Origin of the sequence: Anaeromyxobacter sp. K (assembly GCF_000020805.1) — a bacterium.
In the GTDB taxonomy this organism is placed as follows: domain Bacteria; phylum Myxococcota; class Myxococcia; order Myxococcales; family Anaeromyxobacteraceae; genus Anaeromyxobacter; species Anaeromyxobacter dehalogenans.
Window position 1 is genome coordinate 1185431 of record NC_011145.1, and the last position, 18008, is coordinate 1203438.

The 18008-nt window shown below is 75.3% G+C and carries 15 protein-coding genes; 4 read left to right on the forward strand and 11 right to left on the reverse strand.

Annotated features, from left to right (window positions below):
- Nucleotides 1-20 precede the first annotated feature (20 nt).
- A complete protein-coding gene (locus ANAEK_RS05235; protein WP_012525111.1) occupies nucleotides 21-2642 on the forward strand; it encodes a carbohydrate binding family 9 domain-containing protein in 2622 nt (873 codons plus the stop codon).
- A gap of 190 nt (nucleotides 2643-2832) precedes the next feature.
- Here the strand turns inward: ANAEK_RS05235 and ANAEK_RS05240 are convergent, their stop codons facing one another.
- Nucleotides 2833-4977 carry an RCC1 domain-containing protein gene (locus ANAEK_RS05240; RefSeq protein WP_012525112.1) on the reverse strand — a complete coding sequence of 715 codons (2145 nt, stop codon included), beginning with the start codon at nucleotides 4975-4977 and terminating at the stop codon, nucleotides 2833-2835.
- Nucleotides 4978-5114: 137 nt separating this feature from the next.
- On the reverse strand, nucleotides 5115-5594 hold the full coding sequence (locus ANAEK_RS05245; RefSeq protein WP_012525113.1) for a CoA-binding protein: 480 nt from the start codon (nucleotides 5592-5594) through the stop codon (nucleotides 5115-5117).
- Between the two features lie 218 nt (nucleotides 5595-5812).
- Here ANAEK_RS05245 and ANAEK_RS05250 point away from each other — a divergent pair, with 218 nt between their 5' ends.
- Entirely contained in the window at nucleotides 5813-6742 is a 930-nt protein-coding gene (locus ANAEK_RS05250; protein WP_012525114.1) for a DUF2199 domain-containing protein, read from the forward strand.
- Between the two features lie 4 nt (nucleotides 6743-6746).
- The gene (locus ANAEK_RS05255; RefSeq protein ID WP_012525115.1) at nucleotides 6747-7742 is read left to right on the forward strand and encodes a GNAT family N-acetyltransferase; all 996 of its coding nucleotides are present in this window, start codon (nucleotides 6747-6749) and stop codon (nucleotides 7740-7742) included.
- Between the two features lie 9 nt (nucleotides 7743-7751).
- Here ANAEK_RS05255 and ANAEK_RS05260 read toward each other — a convergent pair whose 3' ends face one another.
- From ANAEK_RS05260 to modA, 4 genes are all read right to left on the reverse strand, one after another.
- The gene (locus ANAEK_RS05260) at nucleotides 7752-8945 is read right to left on the reverse strand and encodes a winged helix-turn-helix domain-containing protein (protein ID WP_012525116.1); all 1194 of its coding nucleotides are present in this window, start codon (nucleotides 8943-8945) and stop codon (nucleotides 7752-7754) included.
- A gap of 79 nt (nucleotides 8946-9024) precedes the next feature.
- A complete protein-coding gene (locus ANAEK_RS05265) occupies nucleotides 9025-10119 on the reverse strand; it encodes an ABC transporter ATP-binding protein (RefSeq protein ID WP_012525117.1) in 1095 nt (364 codons plus the stop codon).
- Complete coding sequence (gene modB / locus ANAEK_RS05270; protein ID WP_012525118.1) at nucleotides 10104-10778, reverse strand: molybdate ABC transporter permease subunit; 675 nt, start codon at nucleotides 10776-10778, stop codon at nucleotides 10104-10106. Before modB ends, ANAEK_RS05265 begins: the two co-directional genes overlap by 16 nt.
- Nucleotides 10779-10780: 2 nt before the next feature.
- On the reverse strand, nucleotides 10781-11557 hold the full coding sequence (gene modA / locus ANAEK_RS05275) for a molybdate ABC transporter substrate-binding protein (RefSeq protein WP_012525119.1): 777 nt from the start codon (nucleotides 11555-11557) through the stop codon (nucleotides 10781-10783).
- Nucleotides 11558-11688: 131 nt separating this feature from the next.
- Here modA and ANAEK_RS05280 point away from each other — a divergent pair, with 131 nt between their 5' ends.
- Nucleotides 11689-12567 (forward strand): helix-turn-helix transcriptional regulator, encoded by an 879-nt coding sequence (locus ANAEK_RS05280; protein WP_012525120.1) that lies wholly within the window; start codon nucleotides 11689-11691, stop codon nucleotides 12565-12567.
- A gap of 91 nt (nucleotides 12568-12658) precedes the next feature.
- Here ANAEK_RS05280 and ANAEK_RS05285 read toward each other — a convergent pair whose 3' ends face one another.
- From ANAEK_RS05285 to gpt, 5 genes are read right to left on the reverse strand one after another with little or no spacing between them, the layout of a single operon-like run.
- Nucleotides 12659-13792: a BMP family ABC transporter substrate-binding protein gene (locus ANAEK_RS05285; RefSeq protein WP_012525121.1), complete on the reverse strand. Its 1134-nt coding sequence runs from the start codon at nucleotides 13790-13792 to the stop codon at nucleotides 12659-12661.
- A 59-nt stretch (nucleotides 13793-13851) separates the two neighbouring features.
- Nucleotides 13852-14772, reverse strand: a complete 921-nt coding sequence (locus ANAEK_RS05290) for an ABC transporter permease (protein WP_012525122.1) — start codon at nucleotides 14770-14772, stop codon at nucleotides 13852-13854.
- On the reverse strand, nucleotides 14769-15857 hold the full coding sequence (locus ANAEK_RS05295) for an ABC transporter permease (protein WP_012525123.1): 1089 nt from the start codon (nucleotides 15855-15857) through the stop codon (nucleotides 14769-14771). The genes ANAEK_RS05290 and ANAEK_RS05295 overlap by 4 nt, the downstream gene beginning before the upstream one ends.
- Complete coding sequence (locus ANAEK_RS05300) at nucleotides 15854-17392, reverse strand: ABC transporter ATP-binding protein (protein ID WP_012525124.1); 1539 nt, start codon at nucleotides 17390-17392, stop codon at nucleotides 15854-15856. The genes ANAEK_RS05295 and ANAEK_RS05300 overlap by 4 nt, the downstream gene beginning before the upstream one ends.
- Nucleotides 17389-17967: a xanthine phosphoribosyltransferase gene (gpt, locus tag ANAEK_RS05305; protein WP_012525125.1), complete on the reverse strand. Its 579-nt coding sequence runs from the start codon at nucleotides 17965-17967 to the stop codon at nucleotides 17389-17391. Before gpt ends, ANAEK_RS05300 begins: the two co-directional genes overlap by 4 nt.
- Nucleotides 17968-18008 lie beyond the last annotated feature (41 nt).

Sequence of the window (18008 nt, forward strand, 5' to 3'; positions counted from 1 at the left end):
GGGAGCACAGAGGACCCGTCTTGAAGCCTTTCGCCGTCGCCATCACCTGCCTGCTCGCCGCCTCGGCCGCCGCCGCGGCGCCGGAGGACGCGCCGACCGGGGACGCCGTCGTGGCGGCGCGGACCCCGCGGCCCATCTCCCTGGACGGCCGCCTCGACGAGGAGGAGTGGGCCGCCGCGCCGGCGTACTCGCGGTTCGTGGAGAGCTTCCCGAGCCCCGGGCTGCCCGCGAGCTTCCGCACCGAGGTCCGGGTCCTGTACGACGACGCCATGCTGTACGTCGGCGTGGTCTGCTTCGACCCGCAGCCCCGCGCCATCGTGCGCCAGCTCGCGCGCCGCGACACCGACACCACCGCGGACCGGGTGGAGGTCGCGATCGACTCGGGCGGGGGCGGGCGCACCGCCTATGTCTTCACGGTGAACGCCGCGGGCGTGCTCCGCGACCAGCTCGTCTACGCGGACGTGAACACCACCGACAGCTGGGATGCGGTCTGGGACGCGGCGGTCGCCGGCGACGCGCGCGGCTGGTCGGTCGAGCTCGCCATCCCGCTCCGGCAGCTCCGCTTCTCCTCGGCGCCCGAGCAGCAGTGGGGGTTCGTGGTGCGCCGGCACGTGCCGCGGACGCACCAGGTGTTCGGCTCGGTGCTGATGCCCCGGGAGGCGAACCCGCTCAACCCGGGCAACCTGGTGGTCTCGCGGTTCGGCCGGCTCGAGGGGCTCTCGGCGCTCGACCCGCCGCGCGGCCTCGAGCTCCTGCCGTACGTCGCCGCGCGCGCCACGGTCCGGCCGCAGTACTCCGACCCGGCCCGGCCCAGGCCGCGGCTGGTGGACCCGCTGGTGGACGTCGGGCTCGACCTGAAGTCGCCGCTCGGCTCGGGGCTGACGCTCACCGGCGCGATCAACCCCGACTTCGGCCAGGTCGAGAGCGACGAGGTCATCCAGAACCTCCAGAACTCGGAGCCGTTCTTCCCGGAGAAGCGGCCGTTCTTCATGGAGGGGCTCGACGTGTTCGAGCCGGTGGGCAGCGAGTACGGCGTGCAGCAGCAGCTGTTCTACTCGCGCCGGATCGGCCTCGACGCCCCCATCCTCGGCGCCGTCAAGGTCACCGGCAGCGCGCGCCGCGGGCTCGAGATGGGCGTGCTCGACTCGGTGGTGATGGGTGCCGGGAACGCGGCGCTCGTGCCGCTCGGCTACGGGAACCCGGATCCCGCCGCGCTCGCGCCGGTGGAGCAGGATCCGGACCGCAGCTGGCGCTTCCGCCTGCGGCAGCCGTTCCGGTTCGGCCCGGAGAACGCGCTGCCCTCCGCGCACCCGGTCAGCACCAACTACTTCGCCGCGGTGGGCCGGCAGCGGCTCGGGGGTGGAGCGACCGCGGGCGCCATGTTCACCGCCGCGACGCCGCTCGAGCCGCGCTGCCGGCGCCACGAGTTCGCGACCGACGCGGACTACCGTGCGGCCGGGTGCGACTCGCGCGGCTCGAACGCGCTCGGGCTGGATCTCACCGTGCCGGGCGAGTGGGGCGGCTTCGCGCAGGTGGAGGTGTCGCAGGCGGTCGGCGGACCCGACGGCGGGCGCACGCTCCGCGACGGGACGGTGCTGCGGGCGGGAGACCTCGGGTTCGGCGGTCACATGCGCTGGGGCAAGCTCGGCGGCGAGCCGTGGCGCTTCGAGGTGCAGTACCTCTACGAGGACGCGAAGCTCGATCTGAACGACGTCGGGTACCAGCCGCTGTCCGACTTCCAGTGGGTGGATCTGGTCGGCCGCTACGTCCGGCCCAACGGGTTCGGCCCGTTCCACTCGTTCAAGGCGGACACCACGCTCGACGTGAACTGGGACGCCGACGGGAAGATGGCGCGGAGCCTCAACTGGTGGACCTCGTCGAAGCTCCAGCTCCCCGGCTACCAGGAGCTGCAGGTTCGCCTCAACGTGGAGCACCCGCAGTGGGACACGCGCGAGATCGCGCGATCGGGCATCGCGTTCGAGCGCACCGGCCACTGGTACGTCACCGCGAGCCTGGCCTCGGATCCGCACCGCGAGCTGCAGGGCAAGCTCGACGTCGTCTACTTCCGCACCATGGACGAGGGCCCGTTCGGCCCCGCGAGCGGCTGGTCCAGCTCGCTCACCGGGAGCTGGCGGCCGCACCCGCGCCTCGAGACGAAGCTCGAGGCGGGGTACGAGCACAAGCCGCAGGGGCCGCGCTGGCTGGAGACGCTCCCCGACGGCACCGCGGTGTTCGGCGTGCAGGATCCGCGGTTCGTGTCGGTGACGCTCCGCCAGCAGCTCGTCTTCACCCCGCGGCTCAGCGCCCAGCTGTACGCGCAGGCGTTCAGCTCCGCCATCCGCTGGGGCGACACGTTCTACGGCGCCTCGGTGAACGGCCGCCGCCGCCTGTCCTGGGCCGACCTCGCGCCGGTCGCCTACGCGGGCGATCCCGCCTCGCACGACGCGACGGTGAACCTGAACGCCGTGATCCGGTGGGAGTATCGCCTCGGCTCGACGCTGTACGCCGTCTACACGCGCTCGCAGAGCGAGCTGCCCGCGCGCGACGGCGACGTGCCGAGCGGCCTGGGCTCGCCCGATCTGTTCCGCGGCCGGGCGGTGGACACGTTCCTCGTGAAGTGGAGCTGGTGGCGGGGCGGGTGAGCGTCCGGCGCGAACGGGTGGGCGGCATCCGACCGCAACCCTTCGCTGGCGTGGACGCAGGCCGTACCCGGACGCACCGTTGAGGGGCGTCGCCCGCGGTGGCGGATCCACATCGAGCGGCCTGGCCGGCGTCCCTCCCCCCCGGGGTTCGCCGGCCTCTTCGCGTCTGCGCGAGCTCCGCGCCCGCGGCTCAGGGGCCCACGCGCACCGGCACCAGCGTGCTCACCGTGCCGTCGCCCAGCTGGCCGAACGCGCTCTGGCCGACCGCCCACAGCGTCCCGTCGGCCTTGACCACCAGCGTATGCGCGCCGCCGGCTGCCACCTGCGCCGCGCCGCTCCCGATCTGCGTCGGCTCCGGGCGCCAGTCGAACGCGCCGCCGCCGAGCTCGCCCAGGCTGCCGGAGCCCCACGACCAGAGGGTCCCGTCCGCCTTGACGGCCACGGTGTGGAGCTCCCCCGCGGAGACGGCGGCGAAGCCGGTGCCGACGCCGAGCAGGGCCGCGCTGGAGGTGGTGGTCCCGTCGCCCAGCTGCCCGGCGCCGTTCTCACCGCAGGCCCACAGCGTTCCGTCGGCCTCCAGCGCCACGGTGTGGTAGGCGCCCGCCGCCACGTGGACGAAGCCGGTGCCGACCTGCACCGGCGCGATCCGCTGATCGAACGTCCCATCGCAGAGCTGGCCCAGGCCGTTGTTGCCCCAGGTCCAGAGCGTCCCGTCCTCCGCGAGCGCGACCGTGTGCTCGTGGCCTGCGGCCACCTCGAGGAAGCCGCTCCCCACCTGCGTCGGCGTGTCGTAGGTGCCCCCGACGTCGCCGCCCCAGATCCAGAGCGTTCCGTCCGCCTTCACGCCCGCCGAGTGCCACCGGCCCGCCGCGACGCGGACGAACCCGGAGCCGATCTGAGCGGGCGTGTGCCGGGACGCGACGGACGGGTCGCCGAGCTGTCCGGAGGAGTTGCTCCCCCAGCTCCACAGCGTCCCGTCCGCCGCGACGGCCAGCGAGTGCTGGTACCCGGCCGCGACCTGGGCGAACGCCTCGCCGATCCGGACCGGTGCGCCGCGCTGCGGGGCGTCGGTGCCGTCCCCGACCTGTCCCATGTCGTTGAGGCCCCACGCCCAGAGCGTCCCGTCGGCCTTCACGCCTAGGCTGTGCCCGAGGCCGGCGGCCACGCGGGCGAAGCCGCTGCCGACCTGCGCCGGGACGGCGCTCCGGCTCCAGCTCCCGTCGCCAGCCTGGCCGAAGTCATCGTTCCCCCACGCCCAGCGCGAGCCGTCCGCGGCGATGGCGGCCATGTGGCGGGAGCCCACCGCGACCTGCGCGAAGCCCGAGCCGACGCGGGTGAGCCAGCTGCGGCTCGCGAACGTGCCGTCCCCGAGCTGACCGGACTCGTTCGCGCCGCAGGTCCAGAGCGTCCCGTCGGCCTTCAGCGCGGCGGTGTGGTTGGCGGCCGCGGCGATCTGGACGAAGCCCCCGCCCCCCAGCAGCACCGGCGACCTCCGTCCGGTCGTGGTGCCGTCCCCGAGCTGGCCGTCGCGGTTCGTCCCCCAGACCATGATCGAGCCGTCCGACCTCAAGGCCACCGTGTGCGCACCGCCCGCAGCGATCTCCATCACCTCCGCCGGGAGCACCTGCGCCGGCGTCGGGCGCGGCGTGCTCGCGATGGTCCCGTCGCCGAGCTGTCCGGATGCGTTCGAGCCCCAGGTCCAGGCCGAGCCGTCCGCCTTCACCGCCGCAGCGTGCCAGTCGCCGACCGCGACCCGGGTGAAGCCCGTCCCGATCTGCACGGGCGCGTGCTGGTCCAGCCCGGAGCCGTCGCCGACGAGGCCCTGGCGGTTGCTCCCCCAGGCCCACAGCGTCCCATCCGTCTTCACGGCGAGCGACACCGGCTCCAGCCAGTTCCGGCTCGCGGCCACCTCCGCGAACCCCGCCCCGATCTGCACGGGCGCAGCGCGCGGAGTGGTCGTGCCGTCGCCGAGCTGGCCGGATGCATTGTCGCCCCAGGCCCAGAGCGTCCCGTCCGCCTTCACGGCCAGCGTGTACCCGGTGCCAGCGGCCGCGCGCGCGAAGCCGGCGCCGACCCGGACCGGCGTGGCGCGATCGACCCGCGTGCCGTCGCCGATCTGCCCGGCGTCGTTGATCCCCCACGCCCACAGCGTCCCGTCCTTCGCGATCGCCACGGTATGGGAGCCGCGAGTGGAGACGCGGGCCCACTCGATCGTCGGCGTCGGCGCCGTTCCCCCAGCGCCCGAGCCGCCGCAGCCGGCGGTGAGCGCCGCAGCGGCGAGCGAGAGGGCGAGCCGGAGAACGGTCGAGGTTCGCTTCACCGACGGGATGGGCATGGGCGCGGCTCCGGAGCGCGGGGCGGGATGCGTGCGCCCTCGGCGCCTGCCGCGCGGCCGCGGCACGCCGCCGCGGGCGTGTGCACGCACGGTAAGAAAAAGGTTCGCTCGGAGTCAAGGACCGGGAGCCCGGGACCTCAGGCCTGCGGCGCCGGGTGCTCGTGCGCGAGGTGGCGCCGGAAGAACCCGTGGAACCGGTGCGGGAACGCGGTGCCGGTCAGCACCATGAACGGGCAGAGGTCGTGCACCGGCTCGACGCCGCTGGCGCGGCACAGGGCGAGCGCGCCGGCAGTCGCCGACCCGGCGCCGGCCCCGCGGTGCAGCCAGATTCGCCGGATGCCGGCGCGCAGGGCGTCGGCGACCACGCCCTCGGTCGCGGAGCGCGGGGTGAGGATCAGCGCGGCCTCGACCGGCGGCTCGATGTCGGCGAGGGACGCGAAGGCGCGGCGCCCGTCGACCTCGGCAAGCGCCGGGTTCACCGGCACGGCGTCGTACCCGCGGGCGACGAGCTCGCCGAACAGGTAGCGGCTGAAGTCCTTCTCGTCGCGGGACACGCCCGCGACGGCGATGCGGCGGGTCGCGAGGAACTCGCGGGCACGATCGACGGAGAGCGTCATGGGAGCCTCCTCGAGCCCTGTCTACACCCGCCCCGAGCGCCGGGGGGCCCCGGCTTCTCGGGGACGCCCGTTCGATCCGTGTCGCCGCACGCGAGGGAGGGGGCGCCCCCGCGGCCGCCTTCTCGGGGGCGCACTCCAGGTTTCGCGGAGCGTGAGGGGCGCCTGGGCTAGATTGGCCGCATCGGGCGTCCGGCGGCGCCGCGCGCGCGGAGGTGGACATGGAGCGGGGGCGCTGCGCCGAGTGCGGCGAGGAGCACGACGAGCTGGAGCCGGGGTTCCGGCGGCCGGACGCGGTGTTCGCCGTCCCGCAGGAGGAGCGGGCCGCGCGGGTCCGCGAGTCGGACGACCTCGTCTCGATCGACGGCGAGGCGTTCTTCATCCGCTGCGTGGCGCCCATCCCCGTCCGCGGGCGCGAGGCGCCGTACTCCTGGGGCTTCTGGGTGAAGATCGCGCGGGGCGACTTCGAGGCGTACCGCCGGGCGTTCGACGACGAAGGCCCCACCGACCACCCCGGCTTCCGCGGCACGATCGCGAACCAGTCGCACGTCCTCCCGCCCACGCTCGGCCTCGAGGTGCACGTCCACCTCGGCCGCGGCAGGCAGCGGCCGCACCTCATGCTGCTGGACGGGTCGCACCTGCTCACGAGGGCGCAGGAGCTCGGCGTCGCTCCCGCCGTGGTCCACGCCTGGTCCGCGCAGTGCGCCCCGGGCGCCGCGCGGCCGCCGCCGGAGCCGGACGTGCGCGAGCGCGCGGCCACCCTCGAGGCGGAGGGCTGGACGCTGCTCCTGCCAGGCGAGGTGGGCCGCGAGGTCGAGGCGTTGCCGTCCACGCCCGAGCCCGGCGACCTCGTGAAGGCGCCGTTCGCGTTCCTGGCCGCGGGCCCGCACGGCGAGATCACCCGGCGGACCGAGTTCATGTGGGTCCTGCTCGACGTGGTGCGCGGGGACGGCTGGTGGGGCGGGGCGCTCGAGAACCAGCCGTTCGTGCCGGGGCCGCTCGCGGCCGGCACGCGCGTGTGGCTGCGGCCGGAGCACGTCCTCGCGTTCCTCCGCGGAGCGCAGGACGGCCCGGGCGGCGCGAAGCCGCCGGCGAGCGGGCGGCTCGGTCCCCTCCGCCGCTGGCTGCGCCGGCAGCGCGGGGAGGCGTGACCCGTTGCTCGCGGCCGCCATCCTCCAGCTCCCGCGGAGCTCCGCCACGTACGAGGCGCTCGCGGCGCTGCGCAACCGGGTGTGGCCGGAGTCGCCCACGTGCGCCGCGTGGCTCGTGCGCTCCGACGCCGAGCGCGAGCCCGGGGCCGCCTTCGAGCGCGTGGCCGTGCTCGACCCGGGGGATCCGTCCCGGCTCGCGGCGGTCGCGGAGCGGTGGCGCCTCCGGACGACCTCCGCCGAGCCGCACCGCTTCTTCACGTTGGAGGTGGACCCGGCGCATCGTCGCCGCGGGCTCGGGACGGCGCTGCTCGGCCGCGTGCTCGAGGACCTGCCCGCGGGCACGCCGTGCGTGATGGGCTGCGAGACCACCGAGGACCGTCCCGAGGCGATGGCGTTCCTCGAGCGGCGCGCGTTCCGGCCGGTCCTGCGCACCGCCAGCTCCGAGCTGGACCTCGCGGCCTTCGACCCGGCCCGCCTCGGCGACGCCGCGCGGCGGGCCCAGGCCGCCGGGATCGTGCTGCGCGCGCTCGGCCCGGGCGGCGCGCGCGACGAGCGGCTCCTCCGCGGGCTCCACGCGCTGCACGCGGCGGTCCTCCGCGACGTCCCCGGCGCGGCCGACGCCGTGTGCGATCCGTTCGAGGTCTGGCGGCGCGCGTACCACGAGAACCCCGACCTCCTGCCCGAGGCGCACGGGGTCGCGCTCGACGGCGAGGAGGTGGTCGGCATGACGCAGCTCTGGGCGAGCCAGGCCAGCGACGCCATCCTCTACACCGGGTTCACCGGCGTGGCCCGCTCGCACCGGCGCCACGGCCTCGCGACCGCGCTCAAGGTCGCCTCGCTGGCGTGGGCGCGCACGCTGCGCACCGCCTCGGGACGGCCTCCGGTGGTGCGCACGTCCAACGCGGACACGAACCCGATGCTCGGCATCAACCTGCGGCTCGGGTTCGTCGAGCGTCCGGCGCGGATCCGGTACGAGCGGGCGCCGGCGAGGACGGCGTGAGCCGGCCGCTCACGCTCGGTTGATCCGGAACCTGCGCGGCAGGGCCACGCGCCGGGCGCCGCACGCGGCCGCGTGCCGCTCCAGGCAGGCGAGGAGGTCGGCGCGGTCGAGGGTGGCGCCGGGTTCCACCCACACCGCGCGGACGCGGAGCACGCCGTCCCTCAGCGCGCCGTCGAGCCGGCCCACCAGCGCGTCGCCCTGGAGCAGCGGGCACACGTACCAGCCGAAGCGCCGCAGGTGCGCGGGGCGGTAGACCTCCCAGGTGTAGTCGAAGCCGAACGCGGCGCGGACGAGGCCGCGGTCCCAGAGCAGCGGGTCGAGCGGGCCGAGCAGCCGGACGCGGCCGTCGGGCGGCGGGTGACGGCGGCCGGCGAAGCCGCGCGGCGCGAGGAAGGTTCGCCGCGAGCCGGCGACCTGCACCGCCTCCACCGCGCCCTCGGCCACGAGCGCCTCCGGGATCCGCGCGCGACGCGCCGGCTCCAGCATCGACCAGGTCGAGCCGCCCGCGGTGGAGAGCAGGCCGGCGGCCTCCACCCGCTCGACCACGGCCCAGCGGTGGAACGCCTCGGCGCGCCGCGCCCGCGACCGGCCGCGCGGGTGGACGCGCGCCCCGGCGGCGCCGGGCAGGGCGCGCTCCGGGACGTCGTAGACCTTGCCCCGCGGGGAGCGCCCGCACACCACCACCTCGCAGCGCGTCTGCAGGACCTCGAGCGCCATCTTCGCGGCCCGCGGCGTGCCCTTCCAGCCGCTCCAGTCGAGCCGCTCCACCGGCCCGTGGTCGGAGAGATCGTCCGCGGCCACCGGGCCGCGCGCCCGCACCTCCTCGAGCACCTTCTCCACCACGCCCGGCGGCAGCCGCCGCAGCCGCTCGGCGTGAGACCACCAGGGCGCCTCGATGGCGAGCTCGTCGCGGTACCAGGGGAAGGCGTCGGCGGGGAGGAGGCACCGCTCCTTCGCGAAGTGCTCGAACGCGTGGCCGGGCAGGAGGTGCCGGTACACGTCTCCCTTCGCGATGCCGTCCACGCGCGCGAGCGCCACCAGGTCCGCGTTCGTGCCCAGCGGATCGAGCGGGTCGAGCTGGATGCACCGCAGCCGCTGGAGGAGCGCGCGGACGCCGGCCGGGCCGGGCGGGAGCTCCGGCGCGCGGAGCAGGTGGTGGCCGACGAGGAAGGCCCGGGCCTCCGTGGGCGTGAGGATCGTCATGCGGTCGCCGCATCCTGGACCGGGGGTATGACGCGGGGCGCGCCGGGGCGCCAGCCTGGGCGAGCGCCCCCGGGACCGCTCACGCGCGGCGGGGAACGACCCGGACGCTGGGGGCCTTCACCATGGCCGTGACCTCGCGCCCGGCGACGAGGCCGAGCCGCTCGGCGCTGGCGCGGGTGACGAGCGCGACCAGCCGGACGCCGACGTCCACGGTGATCCGGACGAGCGGGCCCTCGTCGCGGCGCGCCACCACCACGCCCGCGAGCCGGTTCTGCGCGGAGGTGGGGTGCTCGCCGTCGTGCGGCTCGAGCACCACGTCCTCGGCCCGGACGCAGGCGTACGCCTCGTCCTCCACGCCGCCCGGGTCGAGCGCGACGAGCTCGGCGGCGCCCGCGCGCACCACGACGAGGCCGTCGCGGCGGCGGAGCAGGCGCGACGGGAACACGTTCTCCGTCCCGACCACCCGGGCCACCTCGGCGTCCACCGGGGCCGAGAAGACCTCGTGGACCGGGCCGACCTGGCGCACGGTGCCGTCGAGGAGCACGGCCAGGCGGTCGCCCAGCGCGAGCGCCTCGGTGCGATCGTGGGTCACGACCACGGCGGGCACGCCCGAGGCCTCCAGCAGGTGGCGGAGCTCGCCGCGCAGGGCCTCGCGGGCCGGCGCGTCGAGCGCGGAGAGCGGCTCGTCGAGGAGCAGGAGCCGCGGCCGCGGCGCGAGCGCGCGGGCGAGCGCCACCCGCTGGCGCTGGCCGCCGGAGAGCTGCCCGGGGCGGCGCGGCAGCAGCTCCCGGATCCCGAACCGCTCCGCGACCTCGGCCACGCGCGCCTCCCGCGCCGCGCGCGGCAGGCGGTGGAGGCCGTACCCGACGTTCGAGGCCACCGAGAGGTGCGGGAACAGCGCGTGGTCCTGGAACAGCAGCCCGATGCCGCGCGCCTGCGGCGGGACGAACACCCGCCGGTCCGCGTCGAACCAGGTCTCGCCGTCGAACGCGATGGCGCCGGCGTCGGGCCGGTCGAGCCCGGCGAGCGCGCGCAGCACGGTGGTCTTGCCGGAGCCCGACGGCCCGAACAGCACGGTGACCGCGTCGCGCCCGAGCGGCCAGCTCGCGCGCGCCCGGATGGTGGGGCCGCGCGGGAACCGCCGGACGACGTCGAACGTCAGCGCTCGTTCCATCGGAAGGCGGGCCGGCGCTGGAGCGCGTAGACGATCGTGAGCACGCCGAAGGAGATCGCGAGCAAGAGCGCCGCGGTGCGGTGCGCGGCGGCGTACTCGAGCGCCTCGACGTGGTCGAAGATGGCGACCGCCAGCGTGCGCGTCCGGCCGGGGATGTTGCCGCCCACCATCAGGACCACGCCGAACTCGCCCAGCGTGTGCGCGAAGCTCAGCACCGCGCCCGCGAGCACGCCCGGCCAGGCGAGCGGCAGCGTCACGCGCAGGAACGTCCCGACCCGCGAGACGCCCAGGCTGTGCGAGGCCTCGACGAGTCGCCGGTCCACGCCGGCCAGGGCCGCGGCGAACGGCTGGACGGCGAACGGGAGGCTGTAGAGCACCGAGGCGACGAGCAGCCCGGCGAAGGAGAACGGGAACGGGTGGCCGGCGACGGCCTCGAAGACGCGGCCTGCCGCGCTCCGCGGGCCGAGCCCGGTGAGCAGGTAGAACCCGAGCACCGTGGGCGGGAGCACGAGCGGGAGCGCCACCACCGCCTCGACCAGGAACTTCGCGCGGAAGCGGCTCACCGTCAGCCACCACGCGAGCGGCAGCCCCAGGACGAGCAGGGCGAGCGTGGTGAGCCCGGCGAGCCTCAGGGAGAGCGCGAGCGCGGCGGCGTCCATGGCTAGGGGAGCCCGTACCCGTACTTCGCGAGGACCGCGCGGCCCTTCGGGCCGGTCAGGAACGCGAGGAACGCGCGGGCGAGCGCCGGGTCCCGGGCCGTCCGGAGGACGATGCCGCTCTGCTCGATCCTGGGGTAGAGCGCCTCGGGGACGGGCACCACCCTGCCGGCCGCGAGCGCCTCCCCGAGCGTGAGCGAGTACGGCAGGAACGCCACGTCGGCGGCGCCGGTGGTGGCGAACTGCGCCGCCTGCCCGGCGCTGGTGCCGAGCACGAGCCGCCCCTGCACCGCGTCCCAGACGCCGGCGGCCCGGAGCGCGCGCTCGGTGGCGCGGCCGAACGGGGCGAGCGCGGGGTTGGCGATGGCGATCCGGCGCACCCCGGGATCGGCCAGCGCCGCGAGGCCGCGGCGCTCGAGCGGCACCGTCGAGCCGGGCGGCAGCCACGCCACCAGCCTCCCGAACCCGTAGACCTGCTCGTCCGCGGCGGCTCCGAGCCCGGCGGCGATCACCTTGGCCGGGTAGTCCCGGTCCGCCGAGAGGAACACGTCGAAGGGGGCGCCGTTCCGGATCTGCGCGAAGAACGCGCCGGACGCGCCGAAGGTGAGCGCCACCCGCACGCCCGGGCGCTCGGCCTCGAACGCCTGCTTCAGCTCCTCGGCGGCGTCCTTCAGGTTCGCCGCGGCGGCGACCGCGAGCGTGGCCGCAGGCGGCTGCGCCGGCACGGGCGCGGCCGCGAGGAGCCCCGGGAGCGCGACGGCGAGCAGGATGCGGCGGATCACGGCGGCACTCCGGCTGGGACGTACGGGTAACAACAGGGAACCGTATACTCCGGACAAGCTGCATACGGCAACCAGCGTCCGCCGCCCCGGTTCGCCAGGGGGCGCCGCGGCCGCTATACTCCGGGGCGCGCATGCCCGATCAGCTGCTCACGACCGCCGAGGTCGCCGAGGTCCTCCGGGTCCACCCGAAGCACGTGTACCGGCTGCTGAAGCGCGGGCTCCCGGCCCGCCGCGTCGGGGCCGAGTGGCGCTTCTCGCGCGAGGACGTGCTGGCCTGGTCGGGCGGCAGCACCGGCGACGCGGCGCGGCTCGAGACGGCGCCGGCGTCCACCCCGCCGGGCGCGCCCGACGCGGCCCCGGCGCTCGTCGCCGCGAACGGCGACGTGGCCGTGCTGTCGCTGCTGGCGCTCGCCGCGGCCCAGGGCCCTCCGCTCCTCGGCTTCGTGCAGGCCGACATGGCCGAGGCCGCCGACCTGCTGCGGCGGCGCGCGGTGCTCGCCGCGGGCGCGCACGCCGGCGGGTTCCCGAGCCACGTCGGCGACGACCGCGTGGCGCGGATCCACCTCGTGACCCGGGAGATCGGGCTCGTCCACCCGCCGGGCCGGCCGGTGACGCTCGAGGACCTGGCCCGACGCCGGCTCGCGTCGCGCCCCGGGAGCGCCGGCGTCCGCAGGCACCTCGACGAGGCGCTCCGCGCGCGGCGGCTCGACCCGGCGCGCGTTCACCGGAAGGCGCTCCTGCTGCGCTCGCACCTCGAGGTGGCGCTGGCCGTGGCGGCGGGGCGCGCCGACGTGGGCCTCTGCTCGCGCGCGTGGGGCGAGCGCGCCGGGCTGGCGTTCCGGCCGATCGCCACCGAGCCCTACGGGCTCATCGTGAAGGCGCGCGATCTCGGCGACGCGCGCGTGGTCCGCCTGTGCGAGACGGCGCAGGGCAGGGCGTTCCGGGCCGAGGCCGGCGCCATCCGGGGGTACGACGTCGAGGGCGCGGGCGACATCCGCTACGACGCCTGAGGGCGCGCGCCGGACGGGCGCCGCGCGGCGAACGAGGAACGGCCGCGCCCGGCGGTGCCGGACGCGGCCGTGGGGTGCTCCGACGCGACGGCTAGTTGCCGGACGGGACCTTCCCCTCGACGCCCTTCACGTAGAAGTTGATGGCGCCCTTCCAGGCGTCGTCGGCGACGACGTCCTTGGCGAGGACCTCCTTGCCCGCGTTGTCGACGAGCGGCCCCTTGAAGACGGCGACCGCGCCGGTCTTCAGCCCCTCGCGCGCGGTCTCGAGCGCCTGCTGCACGTCGGCCGGGAGGAAGGAGGCGGGCTTCACGAAGTCGATCATGCCCTCCTTCACGCCCCACTTCGTCACCTCGGGCTTCCAGCTCTTGTCGCTCGCCTCGCGGAACGACTTCTCGTAGTAGCCGGCCCAGTTCAGCGCGACCGAGCCGAGGTGCGCCTTGGGCGCGAACGCGCTCATGTCGCTGTCCCAGCCGAAGCCGAGCTTGCCGTTGCGCTCGGCGGCCTGGAGGACGGCGGTGGAGTCGGTGTTCTGCAGCAGCACGTCGGCGCCCTGGTTCAGCAGCGACTGGGCGGCCTCGGTCTCCTTGGGCGGGTCGAACCAGGAGTTCACCCACACCACCCGCGTCTTCACCTTCGGGTTCACGCTCTGCGCGCCGAGGGTGTACGCGTTGATGTTGCGGAGCACCTCGGGGATCGGGAACGAGCCGACGAAGCCGAGCGTGTTCGTCTTCGTCATCTTGCCGGCCACCACGCCGGCGAGGTAGGCGCCCTCGTAGAACTTCGCCTCGTAGACGCGCAGGTTGTCGGAGGTCTTGTAGCCGGTGGCGTGCTCGAAGCGCACCTCCGGGTTGTCCTTCGCCACCTTCACGATCGACTCCATGAAGCCGAACGAGGTGGCGAACACGAGCTTGTTGCCCTGCGCGACGAGGTCGCGGAGCACGCGCTCGGCGTCGGGGCCCTCGGGGACCTTCTCGACGAACGTGGTGGTGACCTTGTCGGCGCCGAACTTCTCGACCGCGGTGCGGCGGCCGAGGTCGTGCGAGTAGCTCCAGCCGGCGTCGCCGACCGGACCGACGTAGATGAAGGCCGCCTTGAGCGGCTCGGGCTTGGCCGGCGCGGGCGCGGCGGCAGGCGCGGGCGGCGCCTCCTTCTTGGAGCAGGCGGCGAGCGTCGCGCCGAGCAGCAGCGCGCCGAGCGCGATCCGGCGGGTGAACGAGCGATTCATGGTGTCGATCTCCCCCTCTGTCAGGGTCTGGATGACTGCAGGTGCTTCGGGGTGCGGCTTCAGGCGCCGGGGAAGAACGGCTTCCCCAGCGAGGCGGGCATGTTGAGCCGGATCCACAGCGGGTTCCGGGAGATGAGCGCGAGGACCACGACGGTCGAGACGTAGGGCAGCATCGCCATGAACTGGCTCGGCACGTGGACGCCCCGCGCCTGGAGGTGCAGCTGGAGCATGGTCACGCCGCCGAACAGGTACGCGCCGAGGAGGATGCGCCCCGGCCGCCAGGTGGCGAACACGGTGAGCGCCAGCGCGATCCACCCGCGGCCGGCGACCATGCCCTCCACCCACAGCGGCGTGTACACCACCGACAGGTACGCGCCGGCGATCCCGCACAGCGCGCCGCCCGTCACCACCGCCGCGAAGCGGATGCGCCGGACGCCGTACCCGAGCGCGTGGGCGGACTGCGGCGACTCGCCGATGGCGCGCAGGAGGAGCCCGGCGCGCGTGCGGTACAGGAAGAACGCGGCGGCCGCGACGAGCGCGATGGCGAGGTAGACGACCGGGTGGTGCCGGAACAGCGCCGGACCGACGAACGGCAGGTCGGCGAGGAAGGGCACGCGGTGCGGCGGCTGCTCCCCGAGCTGCTTGCCCACGTAGCCGATGCCCACGAACGCCGAGAAGCCCGAGCCGAACAGGCTGACCGCGAGCCCGGTCGCGTACTGGTTGGTGTTGAGCCACACCACCAGCCAGCCGAACACGGCGGCCACGGCCGCGCCGCCGGCCGCGCCGGCCAGGAAGCCGAGCCACTCGCTCCCGCCGTCGTGGGCGGCGGCGAAGCCGGCCACGGCGGACACGAGCAGCATGCCCTCGGCGCCGAGGTTGACCACGCCGGCGCGCTCGTTGAGCAGCAGCCCCAGGCCGGCGATGGCGAGCGGCGTCCCGGCCGCGAGCGTCGCGGCGATGAGCAGGGCGAGCTCGTTCACGGCGCGGTCCTCCGGCCCCAGCCGACCAGCCGGAGCCGGTGGTGGATGAGCGTGTCGCAGGCGAGCAGCGAGAGCAGCAGGATGCCCTGGAACACGCCGCTCACCGACGCCGGCAGCCCGACGCGCGACTGCGCGAGCTGCCCGCCGATGACGAGCGCCGAGAGCACCACGCTCCCGAGCAGCGCGCCGATGGGGTGGAGCCTGCCCACGAACGCGACGATGACGGCGGTGAACCCGTAGCCGCTCGCCACGTGCGGGGTGAGCTGGCCCATCGGGCCCGCCGCCTCGAAGGCGCCGGCGATCCCGGCGAGCGCGCCCGACAGGAGGAGCGTCGTCCAGATGGCGGCGCTCGCCGAGAAGCCTGCGTAGCGCGCCGCCGCCGGCGCGGGCCCGCCGATCTGGAGCCGGACGCCGCGGTAGGTCCGGAACATGAACAGCCACATGAGGACCGCCGCGACGAGCGCGAACGCGAAGCCCCAGTGCAGCCGCAGGCCGGGCACGACGCGCGGGATCTCGGTGGCCGCCGAGAAGTTCACCGTCTGCGGGAAGTTGAAGCCGCGCGGGTCCTTCCACGGCCCGAACACGAGCCAGGAGAGCAGCAGGTCCGCGACGTACACCAGCATCAGGCTGACGAGGATCTCGTTCGCGTGGAACCGATCCCGGAGCAGCGCCACGATGCCGGCCCAGGCGGCCCCGCCGGCCGCGCCCGCCACCACCACCAGCGGGAAGAACGCCCACGGCGAGAGCGCGAGCTGCGCGTTCGTCACCCACAGCGCCAGCCCGCCCCCGGTGATGGCGCCCATCAGGAACTGCCCCTCGGCGCCGATGTTCCACACGTTCGCGCGGAAGCAGAGCCCGAGGCCCAGCGCGCAGAGGATGAGCGGGGTGCACTTCAGGCCCAGCTCGGTGAGCGCGCGCGCGCCGTTGAACGGCTCGAACAGGAACATCGAGAGCACGCGCCCGGGCTCCTGGCCGAGCGCGAGGAACAGCAGGCCGCCCAGCGTGACCGTCACGCTCAGCGCGATGATGGGCGACAGCACGCTCATCGCGAGCGACGGGGTGGGGCGGACGTCGAGGCGGATCACGCGGGCCCTCCGGCGGCGGCTTCCGGGCGGCCGGGGCCGCCGGCCCACAGCCCGCTCATCCACTCCCCGATGCGCTCGACGGTGGCGTCGGCGGCGGGCAGCGGCGGCGAGAGGCGGCCCTTCGCGATGACGTGGAGCCGGTCGGCCAGCGCGAACAGCTCCTCCAGCTCCTCCGAGACCACCAGCACCGCGGCGCCGGCGTCGCGCAGGCGGAGCAGCTCGGCGTGGATCTGCGCGGCCGCGCCGACGTCCACGCCCCAGGTCGGCTGCGCCACCACCAGCACCTTCGGCACCGCGTCGAGCTCGCGCCCCACGATGTACTTCTGCAGGTTGCCGCCCGACAGGCTCCGCGCCACCGCGCCCGGGCCGGCCGCCTTGACCCAGTAGCGCCGCAGCACGCCCGACGCCTGGTCGCGGAGCGCGGCGCGGTCGATCCAGCCGAACGCGCGCAGCGCCTCCTGCCGGGTGAGGAGCATGTTGGTCGCGAGCGAGAGCGACGGCACCGCCCCGCGCCCGAGCCGCTCCTCCGGGACGAAGTGCAGCCCGCGGCGACGCCGGCCGGCCGCGCCGGTGCGGCCGATGGGCTCGCCGAACAGCCGGATGGCGCCGGCCTCGGCGCGCGGGTCCTCGCCGGAGAGCGCGGCGAGCAGCTCCTGCTGCCCGTTGCCGGACACGCCGGCGATCCCGACGATCTCGCCCCCGTGGACCTCGAGCGACACGTCGTCGAGCGCGACGCCGAACCGATCGTGGCAGGGGAGGGCGAGCCGCTCGACCGAGAGCGCGACCGGTCCGAGCTTCGCCTCGCGCCGCTCCAGCCTCGGTGGCTCGGCGCCGATCATCATGCGCGAGAGGCTGGCGGTGCTCTCCCGCGTGGGGTCGCAGGTCGCGACCACCCGGCCGCCGCGCAGGACCGTGCACGCGTGGCACAGCTCCAGGATCTCGTCGAGCTTGTGGCTGATGTAGAGGATGGAGCAGCCGTTCGCGGCCACCTGGCGCAGCGTCTCGAACAGCTTGTCCACCGCCTGCGGGGTGAGCACCGCGGTCGGCTCGTCCAGGATGAGGAGCCGCGGGTCGGCGAGCAGCGCGCGGACGATCTCGACGCGCTGGCGCTCGCCCACGGACAGCACGTGCACCGGCCGGAGCGGGTCCACGTCGAGGCCGTACTCCGCCGCCTTGGCGCGGATCCGCTCGGTGACGTCGCGCAGCGCCACCTTGCGCGAGAGGCCGAGCCACACGTTCTCGGCGACGGTGAGCGAGTCGAACAGCGAGAAGTGCTGGAACACCATCGCGATGCCCAGCGCGCGCGCGTCGTGCGGGGTGCGCACCTCGGCCGGCCGCCCGTCCCAGAGGATCTCGCCGGCGTCGGGGGCCACCGCGCCGTAGACGACCTTCATGAGCGTGGACTTGCCGGCGCCGTTCTCGCCCAGGACGGCGTGGATCTCCCCCGGCGCGACGGAGAGCGCCACGTCGTCGTTCGCGACGACGTCCCCGTAGCGCTTGGTGACGTGCCTCAGCTCGAGGCGCGGAACGCTCACGTCGGCCCCTGGTCCTTCGCGCCCCGCTGCCGGATCGGCGTGACGAACCGGTAGTCGATGTCCCACGGGAAGTAGATCCACTTCTCCTGGCGGAACTCCTTCACGAACGTGTCCACCACCGGGCGGCCGAGCGGCTTCGCGTACAGCGTGGCGAAGTGCGCCTTCGGCAGCTTCTCCCGCACCGCGGCGGCGGTCCGGCCCGTGTCCACCAGGTCGTCGATGAGCAGCCAGCCCTCGCCGTCCCCCGGGACCGTCTTCAGCCACTGCAGCGCGCCCTGCTTCGCCTCCGCGCCGCCCGCCTCGGCGGCGCCGTAGCTGACCACGCAGACGGTGTCGATGAGGCGGATGTCCAGCTCGCGCGCCACCAGCGCTGCCGGCACGAGGCCGCCGCGCGTGATGGCGATGATGCCCTTCCAGTCGCCGAGCTCGTGGAGCACGCGCGACAGGTAGCGGGCGTCGCGGTGCAGCTCCGGCCAGGAGATGACGATCTCGTCCTGGTACGGACCGGGCCCCGAGCCAGCATGGACTTCGCCCTCCCCGCCGCCGGGAGGGCCCTTCGTCGCGTCTGCCGCCATGGCACCTTGTACTGGAAGGGGCTGACGCAGGGGAGGGGGAA

Excerpts from the sequence above, each read along its gene's own strand:
- ANAEK_RS05265 (WP_012525117.1), bottom strand. The coding sequence starts at position 10,119 with ATGGAACGAGCGCTGACGTTCGACGTCGTCCGGCGGTTCCCGCGCGGC.
- ANAEK_RS05250 (WP_012525114.1), top strand. The coding sequence starts at position 5,813 with ATGGAGCGGGGGCGCTGCGCCGAGTGCGGCGAGGAGCACGACGAGCTG.
- ANAEK_RS05285 (WP_012525121.1), bottom strand. The coding sequence starts at position 13,792 with ATGAATCGCTCGTTCACCCGCCGGATCGCGCTCGGCGCGCTGCTGCTC.
- modB (WP_012525118.1), bottom strand. The coding sequence starts at position 10,778 with ATGGACGCCGCCGCGCTCGCGCTCTCCCTGAGGCTCGCCGGGCTCACC.
- ANAEK_RS05280 (WP_012525120.1), top strand. The coding sequence starts at position 11,689 with ATGCCCGATCAGCTGCTCACGACCGCCGAGGTCGCCGAGGTCCTCCGG.
- gpt (WP_012525125.1), bottom strand. The coding sequence starts at position 17,967 with ATGGCGGCAGACGCGACGAAGGGCCCTCCCGGCGGCGGGGAGGGCGAA.
- ANAEK_RS05260 (WP_012525116.1), bottom strand. The coding sequence starts at position 8,945 with ATGACGATCCTCACGCCCACGGAGGCCCGGGCCTTCCTCGTCGGCCAC.
- ANAEK_RS05245 (WP_012525113.1), bottom strand. The coding sequence starts at position 5,594 with ATGACGCTCTCCGTCGATCGTGCCCGCGAGTTCCTCGCGACCCGCCGC.
- ANAEK_RS05240 (WP_012525112.1), bottom strand. The coding sequence starts at position 4,977 with ATGCCCATCCCGTCGGTGAAGCGAACCTCGACCGTTCTCCGGCTCGCC.